At 51.6% G+C, this 12894-nt stretch carries 13 protein-coding genes; all 13 read left to right on the forward strand.

What is annotated here, in order from left to right; genetic code table 11:
• The first annotated feature begins 239 nt into the window (after positions 1–239).
• The gene (ravA, locus tag GTU79_RS29535; RefSeq protein ID WP_203524211.1) at positions 240–1739 is read left to right on the forward strand and encodes an ATPase RavA; all 1500 of its coding nucleotides are present in this window, start codon (positions 240–242) and stop codon (positions 1737–1739) included.
• Between the two features lie 6 nt (positions 1740–1745).
• A complete protein-coding gene (viaA, locus tag GTU79_RS29540) occupies positions 1746–3215 on the forward strand; it encodes an ATPase RavA stimulator ViaA (protein WP_132924140.1) in 1470 nt (489 codons plus the stop codon).
• 60 nt (positions 3216–3275) lie between these two features.
• Positions 3276–3737 (forward strand): transcriptional regulator AsnC, encoded by a 462-nt coding sequence (gene asnC / locus GTU79_RS29545; protein ID WP_132924139.1) that lies wholly within the window; start codon positions 3276–3278, stop codon positions 3735–3737.
• An 89-nt stretch (positions 3738–3826) separates the two neighbouring features.
• Complete coding sequence (gene mioC, locus GTU79_RS29550; protein ID WP_214513603.1) at positions 3827–4273, forward strand: FMN-binding protein MioC; 447 nt, start codon at positions 3827–3829, stop codon at positions 4271–4273.
• Between the two features lie 374 nt (positions 4274–4647).
• A complete protein-coding gene (gene mnmG, locus GTU79_RS29555; RefSeq protein ID WP_203524213.1) occupies positions 4648–6537 on the forward strand; it encodes a tRNA uridine-5-carboxymethylaminomethyl(34) synthesis enzyme MnmG in 1890 nt (629 codons plus the stop codon).
• A 45-nt stretch (positions 6538–6582) separates the two neighbouring features.
• Entirely contained in the window at positions 6583–7203 is a 621-nt protein-coding gene (rsmG, locus tag GTU79_RS29560; RefSeq protein ID WP_203524214.1) for a 16S rRNA (guanine(527)-N(7))-methyltransferase RsmG, read from the forward strand.
• A 628-nt stretch (positions 7204–7831) separates the two neighbouring features.
• The gene (atpI, locus tag GTU79_RS29565) at positions 7832–8212 is read left to right on the forward strand and encodes a F0F1 ATP synthase subunit I (protein WP_203524215.1); all 381 of its coding nucleotides are present in this window, start codon (positions 7832–7834) and stop codon (positions 8210–8212) included.
• 8 nt (positions 8213–8220) lie between these two features.
• On the forward strand, positions 8221–9042 hold the full coding sequence (atpB, locus tag GTU79_RS29570; protein WP_132924134.1) for a F0F1 ATP synthase subunit A: 822 nt from the start codon (positions 8221–8223) through the stop codon (positions 9040–9042).
• A gap of 50 nt (positions 9043–9092) precedes the next feature.
• On the forward strand, positions 9093–9332 hold the full coding sequence (atpE, locus tag GTU79_RS29575) for a F0F1 ATP synthase subunit C (protein ID WP_132924133.1): 240 nt from the start codon (positions 9093–9095) through the stop codon (positions 9330–9332).
• A 63-nt stretch (positions 9333–9395) separates the two neighbouring features.
• Positions 9396–9866, forward strand: coding sequence for a F0F1 ATP synthase subunit B (atpF, locus tag GTU79_RS29580; RefSeq protein WP_132924132.1), 471 nt, complete (start codon positions 9396–9398; stop codon positions 9864–9866).
• Positions 9867–9880: 14 nt separating this feature from the next.
• The gene (gene atpH / locus GTU79_RS29585) at positions 9881–10414 is read left to right on the forward strand and encodes a F0F1 ATP synthase subunit delta (RefSeq protein ID WP_132924131.1); all 534 of its coding nucleotides are present in this window, start codon (positions 9881–9883) and stop codon (positions 10412–10414) included.
• A gap of 12 nt (positions 10415–10426) precedes the next feature.
• Entirely contained in the window at positions 10427–11968 is a 1542-nt protein-coding gene (gene atpA / locus GTU79_RS29590) for a F0F1 ATP synthase subunit alpha (protein ID WP_132924130.1), read from the forward strand.
• 50 nt (positions 11969–12018) lie between these two features.
• Complete coding sequence (gene atpG, locus GTU79_RS29595; RefSeq protein ID WP_132924129.1) at positions 12019–12885, forward strand: F0F1 ATP synthase subunit gamma; 867 nt, start codon at positions 12019–12021, stop codon at positions 12883–12885.
• Positions 12886–12894 lie beyond the last annotated feature (9 nt).

The following is a 12894-nucleotide window of genomic DNA, read 5'->3' on the forward strand; positions in this document are numbered from 1 at the left end:
AACCTCTTCGCGCTGTAGTGTATCCGTAAGCGTTTGGTGGGCTTCGTCCTGAGCTCATCAAAAAGCGCACAGTATGCATGAAACTTGAAGAATACCTAATTTAATATCATCTTTATGAGTATAAAAAACGGTCGGCCAGTCCATCGACCCGCTGATGGACATATCTTTTCTCACCTATCATTCTAAAAATGAGTGGTTTATTGTTCTGGAATCACTCTTTTTGGGTTAACGCATTCATTATGGCTCATTCATCACTTCTGGTTGAGAGAATTTATCGTCTGAGCAATGCTTTGGAAAGCGGACTTTATGAGCGGCAACATACTATCCGTCTCTGTCTGCTGGCGGCATTGTGCGGTGAAAGCGTCTTTTTACTCGGGCCGCCCGGTATCGCCAAAAGCCTTATTGCCCGGCGGATTAAACTGGCGTTCAGCCACGCCAGGGCCTTTGATTATCTCATGACCCGCTTCTCCACGCCGGAAGAGGTATTCGGTCCCCTGTCACTGCAGGCGCTAAAAGAAGATGGTCGTTATGAACGGCTGACCAAGGGATATTTGCCGGAAGCGGAAATCGTTTTTCTCGATGAAATCTGGAAAGCAGGTCCGGCTATTCTGAACACATTATTAACTGCCATTAATGAACGGCGGTTTCGTAACGGTGATAAAGAGCAAGCACTTCCGATGAGGTTGCTGATTACCGCCTCCAATGAATTACCGGATGCTGAAAGCGGCTTGGAGGCCCTTTATGATCGCATGCTGATTCGTCTGTGGCTGCATAAGGTAAAAGATAAATCCAATTTCCACGCCCTGCTGACCCATCCGGCGGAGCCGGGTGGGCAAACCATCCCTGAGTCGGTGAGAATCAGCGATGAGGAGTATCGGTCCTGGCAGTCGCAAATCGATCAGGTCAGCTTATCATCGGAATGCTTCGAATTGATTTATCAATTACGCCAGCGCCTGGACGCGCTGACGGATGCGCCCTACGTTTCCGATCGGCGCTGGAAAAAAGCGCTGCGTTTATTGCAAGCCTGCGCTTTTTTCAGCGACCGGCAAGCCATCGCACCGGTGGATATCATTCTGCTCACCGAATGTTTATGGCATGACCCCGATAGCCTAAGCCTCATAGAGCAGCAGGTGGAAGGGGTGATTCTGGAACACGGTTACCAACAGCAGGCCATGCTGTTAAAAATCCAGGAAATTATCCGGCAAAAAATAGAGCATCGGCATAGGCACAGCGCCAGTGAATCTATAACGGTGGATGCGAAAAAGGGATTGATGGCCCGTCGGCCTGTCTACTCTCTGCCGGAGGCGCTCAATGACAAAACGCTGGTGCTGGTATTACAAACTCCATTGGTTTTACAGGATATACAGGTCACCCATATCGCCGTGGAGCGGGATACTTTACAGCAATGGCTGGTGAAAGGCGGGGCGTTGAAAGCACGACTGAATAACATCGGTTTTGCCCAACCGCTGGAGGCGCGGATAAACGAGCAGCAGCAATTGGAAGTGCTGGATATCAGCCGGCGGGCCTCGTTGCTGGCGCGTGAGAGCAGGCTTTCCACTGAGGAGTTGCCCTCGGAGCTCAATGAAGCCCTGGTCGGTGTGGAACGGCAATTTAACCAGCAACGCAGTCGTTTCAGCGAACACCAATCCTGTCTGTTTATCACTAAAGACTGGGTGGCTAAAATCGAAGCCAGCTTATTGGAAGTCTCACAACAGCTTCAACTGGCCAGACAAGGCTAACCTATCATGCTGGCTTTAACCACGCTGGACATGTTTTTGTCGATTAACGACAGTGAACTGCTGGATAACTTTATCCTGACGCTGCTTGCCAGTCCGCAATTAGCGGTTTTCATGGAGAAATACCCTTCGCTTAAGAAAGCCCTTCTACATCGAACCCCGCTGATAAAGCAGCGATTGGAACAAACGGTAAAAGAGACCAGGGTGCCGCCGGAACTGGCTGCTGAGTTCCAGGCGTTTCAAGAGTGTCAGTTAATGGCGCAGAACGCCTTTAATGCGGCATTGCCGCAGATATTGGCCCGGCTGGAACGGCTGGGTTCGCCTTTTTCCTCTCAGGCCCGGACGTTGACCAGAAACGCAACCCTGAACAACACGCGGCCCGAAAGCAGCTTCCAGGTACTTTTTCTCCAGCGCTGGCGGCTAAGTCTGACCTTTCAGGCCACCACGCTGCATCAGCAGTTGCTTGAACAGGAACAGGATATATTGCTCGAGGAACTACAGCAGCACCTGGCGGCCAGCGCCGCATTGGTGCCGTTACTGGCGGAAAACGACAATTCGGCGGGAAAGTTGTGGGATATGACCGCCGGACAGTGGCAGCAGCTGGATTATCGTCAGCTGGTGCATTATGGCGAATTCTTGCGGCAACAACCCGAGCTGCAGGCCCTGGCTGATCAGTTGGGCCGCAGCCGCCATGCGAAAACCCATGCAGTAGCGGAAGCCACCCAGCAATGGGTTCGATTGATGATCCGCGAACCGGCGATACTTCCGGAGGAAGTCAATGGTATTCATCAAAGCGACGATCTGCTGCGATTGCTGCCTTCCGAGCTGGTTACCCTTGGGATAAGCGATCTTGAGTTTGAGTTTTATCGCCGTCTGCTGGAAAAACGCCTTTTGACCTATCGATTACAAGGGGATACCTGGAGGGAGCGTATCAGTCAGCGGCCGGCACGGAGCGAGCGTATGGAATCGCAGCCCCGGGGACCCTTTATCGTTTGCGTAGATACATCCGGTTCCATGGGCGGCATTAACGAGGAATATGCAAAGGCATTTTGCCTGGCATTAATGCGCATTGCCCTGACGGATGACCGCCGTTGTTATGTCACTCTTTTTTCGACCGGAATGGTGAGCTATGAGCTCACGGCGCCGTCGGGACTGGAACAGGCAATTCGTTTTCTCGGACAAAGCTTCCGGGGAGGGACCGATCTCGTCGCCTGCCTGAGCGCGCTGGCGGATAAATTGGATACTCCACCCTGGAGGGACGCGGATGCGGTGGTGATTTCCGACTTTATTGCGCAGCGGTTGCCAGATGAACTGATTACCCGCATCAGGCATCAGCAGCAGCGGCAAACGCAGCGTTTTCATGCTGTCGCCCTGTCAGCGATGGGAAAACCGGGTATTCTGAAGATATTTGATCATATCTGGCGGTTCGATACCGGTTTAAGAAGCCGGTTGATGCGTTTCTTGCGCCGCAGAAACTAAGCAATGCCTGGCGATATGCCGCGATGACGCGGACCGTTCATCGGCTATACAGAGGAAACCATGTCGGACCTATACCAGATAGATGACCTTGACCGCGCTATTTTAAAGGCATTAATGGCCAATGCCCGTACCGCTTATGCCGAACTGGCCAAGCAGCTTGCGGTCAGTGCCGGTACTATCCATGTGCGGGTGGAAAAGATGAAGCAGGCGGGCATTATCACCGGCGCCCGGGTGGATGTCAGCGCCAGGCATCTGGGCTACGACGTGTGCTGCTTTATCGGCATTATTTTAAAAAGCGCCAAGGACTATCCTTCGGCGCTCAAGAAACTCGAGGATCTGGAGGAAGTGGTGGAAGCCTATTACACCACCGGCCACTACAGTATCTTTATCAAAGTCATGTGCCGCTCCATCGATGCCCTGCAACAGGTACTTATCAACAAGATCCAGACCATTGATGAAATTCAGTCAACAGAGACGTTGATCTCGCTGCAGAACCCCATCAGCCGTACCATTGTGCCTTAAAGGTTATTTCTTATACCCCTATTATCCACAGGTAGATCCCAGGCCGTACACAGCGTACAATATCGGCTCATTTATCAGGTTGGAATAATATGGCCGATGTAACGTTAATCTCCGGCAGTACCCTGGGTAGCGCCGAATACGTGGCCGAGCATATCGCCGGTCTGTTGGAGCAGCAGGGATTCACCACCGAGATTTTGCACGGTCCCGAATGGGAAGAGCTGAGTCCGCAGGGGCTTTGGCTGATTATCACCTCCACCCATGGCGCCGGAGAGTTGCCCGACAACCTGCAGCCTTTATTTGAACAAATGGCCGCCGATCGCCCCTCGCTTTCTGGTGTGAAATATGGCGGTATAGGGAGTGGGAGCAGGGAATACGATACCCCTTGCGGCGCCATCGAAGAGGGTGATCGTCAAATGATAGCATTAGGCGCGGCACGGATCGGTGAGATATTGAAGATCGATATCACTCAGCATGAAATTCCCGAGGATCCGGCTGAAGAGTGGGCCAAAAAGTGGATCGGTTTGATTAAATCGTAAAAAATATCTTCTTTTTATGTGTATAACATAGTTTAAAACCGGCTTATAACCGGTAGTTATCCACTGTATAACCTTTGCTCGCTTATTGAGCTGTGCATAAGTAGCGATCTTGATCCCAGCTTATACCGTTCAGGATCACCACTCATTCACAGCAATCGATCGGTCTCAATAAGTTGTTTTCCATCATGAAAAATGGCTTATCCACAGAAGATCGCGATCCTAGTAGTAGAGGTAATAAAGAGATCTTTAAATAAAAGATCTTTCTTTAATTACCCGTGGATCCACGGGCTTGTATCACTTCCAAAGTTGAGTAGAATCCACATTCCCGGAAGATCCAGACGATCCTTTGCTCCCAGAAACGAGGTTTATGCAACATGTTTTATCCCGATCAGTTTGACGTCATTATCATTGGTGGCGGCCATGCCGGAACTGAAGCGGCCATGGCGTCGGCTCGTATGGGATGTAAGACCCTGTTATTGACGCATAATATCGATACCCTCGGGCAAATGTCCTGTAATCCGGCCATCGGCGGCATAGGGAAGGGCCATCTGGTGAAGGAAATTGATGCTATGGGCGGTCTTATGGGAAAAGCCATCGACCGTGCCGGCATTCAGTTCAGGATACTAAACGCCAGTAAAGGACCTGCGGTTCGAGCTACCAGGGCTCAGGCGGATCGGCTGCTTTACCGATTGGCGATCCGGACCGCTCTGGAGAACCAGCCCAACCTCATGATCTTCCAGCAGGCGGTGGAGGATCTGATCGTTGAAAACGATCGGGTGGTGGGCGCGGTGACGCAGATGGGGCTCAAATTCCGCGGACGTTCGGTGGTGTTAACCGTCGGCACCTTCCTGGACGGCAAGATCCATATCGGCATGGATCATTACAGCGGCGGCAGGGCCGGCGATCCGCCGTCCATCGCCCTGTCAAAACGCTTGCGTGAATTGCCGTTCCGGGTCAAGCGGCTGAAAACCGGCACCCCGCCCCGCATCGATGCCCGCACCATCGATTTTAGCGTCCTGGCCACGCAACAAGGCGATAACCCGCTGCCGGTCTTTTCGTTTATGGGGTCAGTGACGGACCATCCCCGCCAGGTGCCTTGTTATATTACCTATACCAATGAACGGACCCATGAGGTCATCCGTCAAAATCTCGATCGCAGCCCGATGTATACCGGCATCATCGAGGGCGTGGGTCCGCGATATTGTCCTTCCATCGAAGATAAGGTCATGCGCTTCGCCGATCGCGATTCCCACCAGATTTTCCTTGAACCGGAAGGGCTCACCAGCAACGAGGTCTATCCTAACGGCATCTCCACCAGTTTGCCCTTCGATGTGCAGATGAAAATCGTGCATTCCATGAAAGGCCTGGAAAACGCCCTGATCGTCCGCCCTGGCTATGCCATCGAGTATGATTTTTTTGATCCCCGCGATTTGAAACCGACGCTGGAAAGCAAATACATCGCCGGCCTGTTCTTTGCCGGACAGATTAACGGCACTACCGGTTATGAAGAAGCCGCTGCCCAGGGCATGCTGGCTGGTATCAACGCAGGGCGCGCCGCCAAGGATTTGGAGGGATGGTTCCCAAGGCGGGATCAAGCCTACTTGGGAGTTCTGGTGGACGATTTATGCACCCTGGGGACGAAAGAGCCTTATCGTATGTTCACTTCTCGTGCCGAATACCGTTTGCTGCTGCGTGAAGATAACGCTGATTTGCGGCTTACCGAAACCGGCAGGGAGTTGGGGCTGGTGGATGACGAGCGCTGGGCGCGCTTTAGCGAAAAACAGGAAGGTATCGAACGGGAACGCCAGCGCCTGCGCGACCTGTGGGTACACCCTCGCACCGATGAAGTGGAAAAGATCAACTCCCTGCTGAAAAGCCCGTTGACTCGCGAGGCCAGCGGCGAAGAGCTGCTGCGCCGCCCCGAAATGACCTATGACATTCTCACGTCATTACCGATGTTTTCGCCGGCGTTAGCCGATGCGCAGTCAGCGGAACAGGTGGAAATCCAGGTCAAATACCAAGGCTATATTTCACGACAGCAGGATGAAATCGACAGGCAGCTGCGTCATGAAAACACCCTGCTGCCGGTTGATTTGGATTACCTGCACGTGGCGGGCTTGTCCAACGAGGTGATTGCCAAACTCAACGATCATAAACCGGGTTCTATCGGCCAGGCGTCCCGCATCTCCGGGGTGACGCCCGCCGCAATCTCGATTTTGCTGGTCTGGCTTAAAAAGCAGGGTTTGTTGCGCCGCAGCGCCTGACATGCTGTTAGGTCAGGCGCTGCGGCACCGTTAAAGGATGTATGCATGTTAGCTAAACTGGATGCCCTGCTGGCTCAGGGGGGAATTATGCTGTCCGATCGGCAAAAACAGCAATTGCTGCTTTACGTTCAGCTGCTCGACAAATGGAACAAGGCTTATAACCTGACGTCGGTGCGCGATCCCGAACAGATGTTGATACGCCATATCATGGACAGCATCGTGGTGAATGCCCATTTACAGGGACAGCGCTTTATCGATGTGGGCACCGGGGCCGGCTTGCCGGGCGTTCCCTTGGCCATTGTCCGACCCGCGTCCCGTTTCACCCTGCTGGACAGCCTGGGCAAGCGTATCCGGTTTTTACGCCAGGTGCAGCATGAGCTGCAATTGGAGAATATTGAAACGGTGCAAAGCCGTGTTGAGGATTATATTCCGCCGGCGCCTTATGACGGTATCATTAGCCGCGCGTTCGCTTCCGTTAACGATATGCTGTCCTGGTGTGAACATTTGGCCTCGCCCGGCCAGGGCCGGTTTTATGCCCTTAAAGGAACGATCCCGGCAACCGAACTGGCGGAACTGCCCGCGGGGTTCGAGATGGAGTCAGTGATAAGACTCGATGTTCCAACGTTGGCGGAAGAGCGTCATTTGGTGATTATGGGGCGGCGCTAAAATTGTTTTTATCAATAAAAGTCGAATAGCACCGTAGGGATAATTCAGTCAATGAACAGGTAGTGAAGTAATAATATTTCAAATATTGTTCACTATTATTTAACATTTAAAGATCATCTTTGTGGGCATAAATTTAGTTTTAACTCTAATAGTCACTATAGAAAATATATGTGTCGAAAAATGTCAATGATATTCCCTTATAGGATGGGAAAAAACTCCTGGTATTTTCCTTTGACCGGATTGGCGGCCTATAAAGCCTATTTTATAATAAAAATATATAACTTAATGATATTTATCATTTTATTGGAAATGATTTGCTGAAGTCGACAAGGTGTATTGAGCTGACAGAGAGACTTCCTTCTTATAAATGTGATCATGCGCACAGTTTGATATGTAATAATTGCTCAAGCAGTATGAAGTTATGCATGGTATGATTCCTGCGCTTTATAGCGAAAAACGGGCAAAACGAACTGATTTAAATTATTGTTCACCTTTTCGCTACTTATGGATTGAATTCATAGTATCGACCCGTATAATTTGCACGTTTTTAGCTGCTTGACTCATGACGCTAAAGGCAGTTTTATACACCTTCAGTCTGACCAGAACGGGTGCGGAGAGAAGTTAAGTCATGTCCTTATCCCTCTACAGCGGGAAAGTCGCCGGAAAGTTGTTATTTATCCAGCTAATGACTTTTGTTCTGGTAAGCGCACTGTTTGCGCTGTTCAATTCGCATTGGAGCGCTTCCGCCCTGAGCGGTGGGCTGGCGGCTTGGCTGCCGAACATATTGTTTGTGCTGTTTGCCTGGCGCCATCAGGTAAATGTTCCGGCCTCGGGACGTGTTGCCTGGTCGTTTGCCATCGGAGAGGCGCTCAAGGTCGTCGTTACGATAGTCTTGCTTATCGTGGCGCTTGAGGTGTTCAGGGCTGCGTTTGTTCCATTGGGCCTGACCTATTTATCGGTGCTGATTGTGCAGATATTGGCACCGGCCGTAATTAACAACAAAGGGTAAGAGGCATCATGTCTGCATCAGGAGAAATCTCTACTCCACAGGAATACATAGGGCATCACCTGAATAACCTTCAGCTGAACCTGCGTACTTTCGAACTGGTTAATCCCCACAACGGCCCGGCAACATTCTGGACGCTGAACATTGACTCCATGTTCTTTTCCTTGCTGCTGGGCGTGATCTTTATCTGGATTTTCGGTCGTGTCGCCAAAGGCGCCACCAGCGGCGTTCCCGGTAAACTGCAAACCGCCGTTGAACTGATTATCGGGTTTGTTGATGGCAGCGTACGGGATATGTTTCACGGCAAAAGCAAGCTTATCGCTCCGTTGGCGTTAACCATTTTCGTCTGGGTTTTTCTGATGAACCTGATGGATTTGCTGCCAATCGATTTGCTGCCTTATATCGGCGAACATGTTCTCGGGTTACCGGCGTTGCGCGTTGTTCCTTCCGCCGACGTGAATATCACGATTTCTATGGCCTTGGGCGTATTCATCCTCATTTTGTTCTACAGCGTGAAGATGAAAGGCATCGGCGGTTTTATCAAAGAACTTACCATGCAGCCGTTCAACCATTGGGCCTTTATCCCCATCAACTTTATTCTCGAAGGCGTTAGCTTGCTGTCCAAACCGGTTTCATTGGGCCTTCGGTTGTTTGGCAATATGTACGCGGGTGAGTTGATTTTCATCCTGATTGCCGGTCTGTTACCGTGGTGGTCTCAATGGATTCTCAATGTGCCATGGGCCATTTTCCATATACTGATCATTACGTTACAAGCCTTTATCTTTATGGTGCTGACGATTGTCTATCTTGCGATGGCGTCTGAAGAACACTGATACTTTTTACAATAATGTTGCGTTTAATCTGAAACAAACTGGAGACTGTCATGGAAAACCTGAATCTCGATCTGCTGTACATGGCTGCCGCTGTGATGATGGGTCTGGCGGCAATCGGTGCTGCGATCGGTATCGGCATCCTGGGTGGTAAATTTTTGGAAGGTGCTGCGCGTCAGCCGGATTTGATTCCCCTGCTGCGTACACAGTTCTTTATCGTTATGGGTCTGGTTGACGCCATCCCCATGATCGCTGTAGGTCTGGGACTGTACGTGATGTTTGCTGTAGCGTAGTGTGTATCATTGCGTGATTTTAATACAACATCAATCCGTTAACTTTATAAGAGGCATTGTGCTGTGAATCTTAACGCAACAATCCTCGGCCAGGCCATCGCGTTTGTCCTGTTTGTCCTGTTCTGCATGAAATACATATGGCCGCCGCTGATGGCAGCCATCGAGAAGCGTCAAAAAGAAATTGCTGACGGTCTCGCTTCTGCGGATCTTGCCAAAAAAGAGGTGGACATAGCGCAAGCCAATGCGACCGATCAACTGAAGAAAGCGCGAGCCGAAGCCCAGGCAATCATTGAGCAAGCCAATAAACGGAAAGCTCAGATTGTGGACGAAGCGAAAGCGGAAGCAGAAGACGAACGCAATAAAATCGTGGCGCAGGCCCAGGCTGAAATCGAAGCCGAAACCAAACGCGCTCGCGAAGAGTTGCGCAAGCAAGTCGCACTGCTGGCTTTAGCGGGTGCCGAGAAAATTATCGAACGTTCCGTGGATGAAGCTGCCAACAGCGACATCGTTGATAAACTGGTCGCTGAACTGTAGGGAGGGAGGGGCTGATGTCTGAATTAGTAACTGTAGCTCGCCCCTACGCCAAAGCAGCTTTTGACTTTGCCGTCGAGCACCAAAGCGTTGAACATTGGCAGGATATGTTGTCGTTTACCGCTGAGGTAAGCCGCAACGATCAGATGGCGGAACTGTTATCCGGCGCTGTCGCTCCGGAGACGCTGTCGGATACATTTATCGCTGTCTGTGGTGACCAACTCGACCCGGCGGGCCAGAACCTGATCAAGGTCATGGCCGAAAATGGACGCTTGGCGGTCTTGCCGGATGTGCTGGAACAGTTTATTCATCTGCGCGCGGCGCAGGAATCGACTGTGGAAGTGGAAGTCATTTCCGCAAGCCAGCTAAAAGATGAGCAACTGGCGAAGATTACTGCTGCGATGGAAAAACGTCTGGCACGCAAAGTTAAGCTGAATTGCAAAATTGATAAGTCTGTCATTGCCGGCGTAATTATTCGTGCAGGCGATATGGTGATAGATGGCAGCGTTCGCGGTCGTCTCGAACGCCTGACAGACGTATTGCAGTCTTAAGGGGACTGGAGCATGCAACTGAATTCCACCGAAATCAGCGAACTGATCAAGCAGCGCATTGCTCAGTTCAATGTGGTGAGCGAAGCTCACAATGAAGGTACGATCGTTTCCGTGAGTGACGGTATTATCCGTATTCATGGTCTGGCTGAAGTGATGCAGGGCGAAATGATAGCACTGCCCGGCAATCGCTTCGCCATTGCCCTTAACCTGGAACGCGACTCTGTCGGCGCCGTGGTGATGGGGCCTTATGAAGACCTGGCCGAAGGCCTGAAGGTCAAATGCACCGGCCGTATTTTGGAAGTGCCGGTGGGTCGCGGCCTGTTGGGCCGCGTGGTGAATACCCTGGGCGCTCCCATTGACGGGAAAGGTCCGGTTGAAAATGACGGTTTCTCCGCGGTCGAGGCGATTGCCCCGGGCGTTATCGAACGTCAATCCGTCGATGAGCCGGTACAGACCGGTTATAAATCCGTCGACGCCATGATTCCTATCGGTCGCGGACAACGCGAACTGATTATCGGCGACCGTCAGACCGGTAAATCCGCCCTGGCTATCGATGCGATTATCAACCAGCGCGATTCCGGCATTAAATGCGTTTATGTCGCCATCGGCCAGAAAGCCTCCACCGTGGCTAACGTGGTGCGCAAACTGGAAGAACACGGCGCCCTGGCCAATACCATCGTTGTGGTGGCCACCGCGTCCGAATCCGCCGCTTTGCAATATCTGGCGCCGTATTCCGGCTGCGCCATGGGCGAATATTTCCGCGACCGCGGCGAAGATGCCCTGATCATCTATGATGATTTGTCCAAACAGGCCGTGGCATACCGTCAAATTTCCCTGCTGCTCCGTCGTCCGCCAGGACGTGAAGCTTATCCTGGGGATGTATTCTATCTCCATTCCCGTTTGCTGGAACGGGCATCCCGCGTAAATGCCGAGTATGTTGAAGCGTATACCAAGGGTGAAGTGAAGGGCAAAACCGGTTCGCTGACCGCATTACCGATCATCGAAACCCAGGCGGGTGACGTTTCAGCGTTTGTTCCGACCAACGTGATTTCCATCACCGACGGCCAGATCTTCCTGGAATCCAGCCTGTTCAACGCCGGTATTCGTCCTGCGGTAAACCCCGGTATTTCTGTATCTCGCGTGGGCGGTGCCGCTCAAACGAAGATCATGAAAAAACTGTCCGGCGGTATCCGTACAGCTCTGGCGCAGTACCGTGAATTGGCGGCCTTCTCCCAGTTCGCATCCGACCTGGATGAAGCTACCCGCAAACAGTTGAATCACGGTCAGAAAGTGACTGAATTGCTTAAACAGAAACAGTATGCGCCCATGTCGGTGGCTCAGCAGTCTCTGGTGCTGTTCGCGGCGGAACGCGGTTATTTGGAAGACGTTGAACTGGCGAAAGTCGGTGATTTCGAAGCCGCGCTTGTAGCCTATGTTGACCGCGAACAAGGCGATTTGATGCAACAAATCAACCAGACCGGCGCTTATAACGATGATATCGAAGGCAAGCTGAAAGGCATCCTCGATAGCTTCAAGGCAACCCAGTCCTGGTAATGCGCCGCGGTCTGCTTCGGCGGGCCGCCAAGCTATGAGGAGGAGCAGAGATGGCCAACGCAAAAGAAATACGTACCAAGATCGCCAGCGTACAGAACACGCAGAAGATCACCAAAGCGATGGAGATGGTTTCCGCTTCTAAAATGCGAAAATCTCAAGATCGCATGGCGGCCAGCCGTCCTTATGCAGAAACGATGCGTAATGTGATTGGTCACCTTGCTTTGGGAAATCTGGAATATAAACACCCCTACCTGGAAGAACGCAAGGTTAAGCGCGTCGGGTATCTGGTGGTTTCCACCGACCGTGGTCTGGCCGGCGGTCTGAACATTAACCTGTTCAAAAAAGTGCTGACGGATATGAAGGGCTGGAGCGAGAAAGGCGTTGAATCCGAACTGGCTGTTATCGGATCCAAAGGCGTCTCTTTCTTCAATGCCATCGGCAGTAAAGTTGTCGCCCAGGTCACCGGTATGGGGGATAACCCCACCTTGTCGGAACTGATCGGTCCGGTAAAAGTCATGCTGCAGGCCTATGACGAAGGCCGTCTTGATAAGCTCTATATTGTCAGCAATAAATTCATTAACACCATGTCCCAGGTTCCGCAGCTTTTGCAGGTTTTACCCCTGCCGCCCGCGGAAGACGATGAAAATCTGAAGAAAAAAACCTGGGATTATCTGTATGAACCTGATCCCAAGTCCCTTTTGGATACGCTGCTGCGTCGTTATGTGGAATCTCAGGTTTATCAGGGCGTCGTTGAAAATCTGGCCAGTGAACAGGCCGCGCGCATGGTGGCGATGAAAGCTGCAACGGACAACGGCAGCAGTCTCATTAAAGAACTGCAGCTGGTTTACAATAAGGCTCGTCAATTCAGCATCACTCAGGAAATCACCGAGATCGTTTCGGGAGCCGCCGCAGTTTAGGTTAGGGTT

This window comes from Sodalis ligni (assembly GCF_016865525.2).
Classification (GTDB): domain Bacteria; phylum Pseudomonadota; class Gammaproteobacteria; order Enterobacterales; family Enterobacteriaceae; genus Acerihabitans; species Acerihabitans ligni.

Excerpts from the sequence above, each read along its gene's own strand:
- ravA (WP_203524211.1), top strand. The coding sequence starts at position 240 with ATGGCTCATTCATCACTTCTGGTTGAGAGAATTTATCGTCTGAGCAAT.
- viaA (WP_132924140.1), top strand. The coding sequence starts at position 1,746 with ATGCTGGCTTTAACCACGCTGGACATGTTTTTGTCGATTAACGACAGT.
- asnC (WP_132924139.1), top strand. The coding sequence starts at position 3,276 with ATGTCGGACCTATACCAGATAGATGACCTTGACCGCGCTATTTTAAAG.
- mioC (WP_214513603.1), top strand. The coding sequence starts at position 3,827 with ATGGCCGATGTAACGTTAATCTCCGGCAGTACCCTGGGTAGCGCCGAA.
- mnmG (WP_203524213.1), top strand. The coding sequence starts at position 4,648 with ATGTTTTATCCCGATCAGTTTGACGTCATTATCATTGGTGGCGGCCAT.
- rsmG (WP_203524214.1), top strand. The coding sequence starts at position 6,583 with ATGTTAGCTAAACTGGATGCCCTGCTGGCTCAGGGGGGAATTATGCTG.
- atpI (WP_203524215.1), top strand. The coding sequence starts at position 7,832 with ATGTCCTTATCCCTCTACAGCGGGAAAGTCGCCGGAAAGTTGTTATTT.
- atpB (WP_132924134.1), top strand. The coding sequence starts at position 8,221 with ATGTCTGCATCAGGAGAAATCTCTACTCCACAGGAATACATAGGGCAT.
- atpE (WP_132924133.1), top strand. The coding sequence starts at position 9,093 with ATGGAAAACCTGAATCTCGATCTGCTGTACATGGCTGCCGCTGTGATG.
- atpH (WP_132924131.1), top strand. The coding sequence starts at position 9,881 with ATGTCTGAATTAGTAACTGTAGCTCGCCCCTACGCCAAAGCAGCTTTT.
- atpA (WP_132924130.1), top strand. The coding sequence starts at position 10,427 with ATGCAACTGAATTCCACCGAAATCAGCGAACTGATCAAGCAGCGCATT.
- atpG (WP_132924129.1), top strand. The coding sequence starts at position 12,019 with ATGGCCAACGCAAAAGAAATACGTACCAAGATCGCCAGCGTACAGAAC.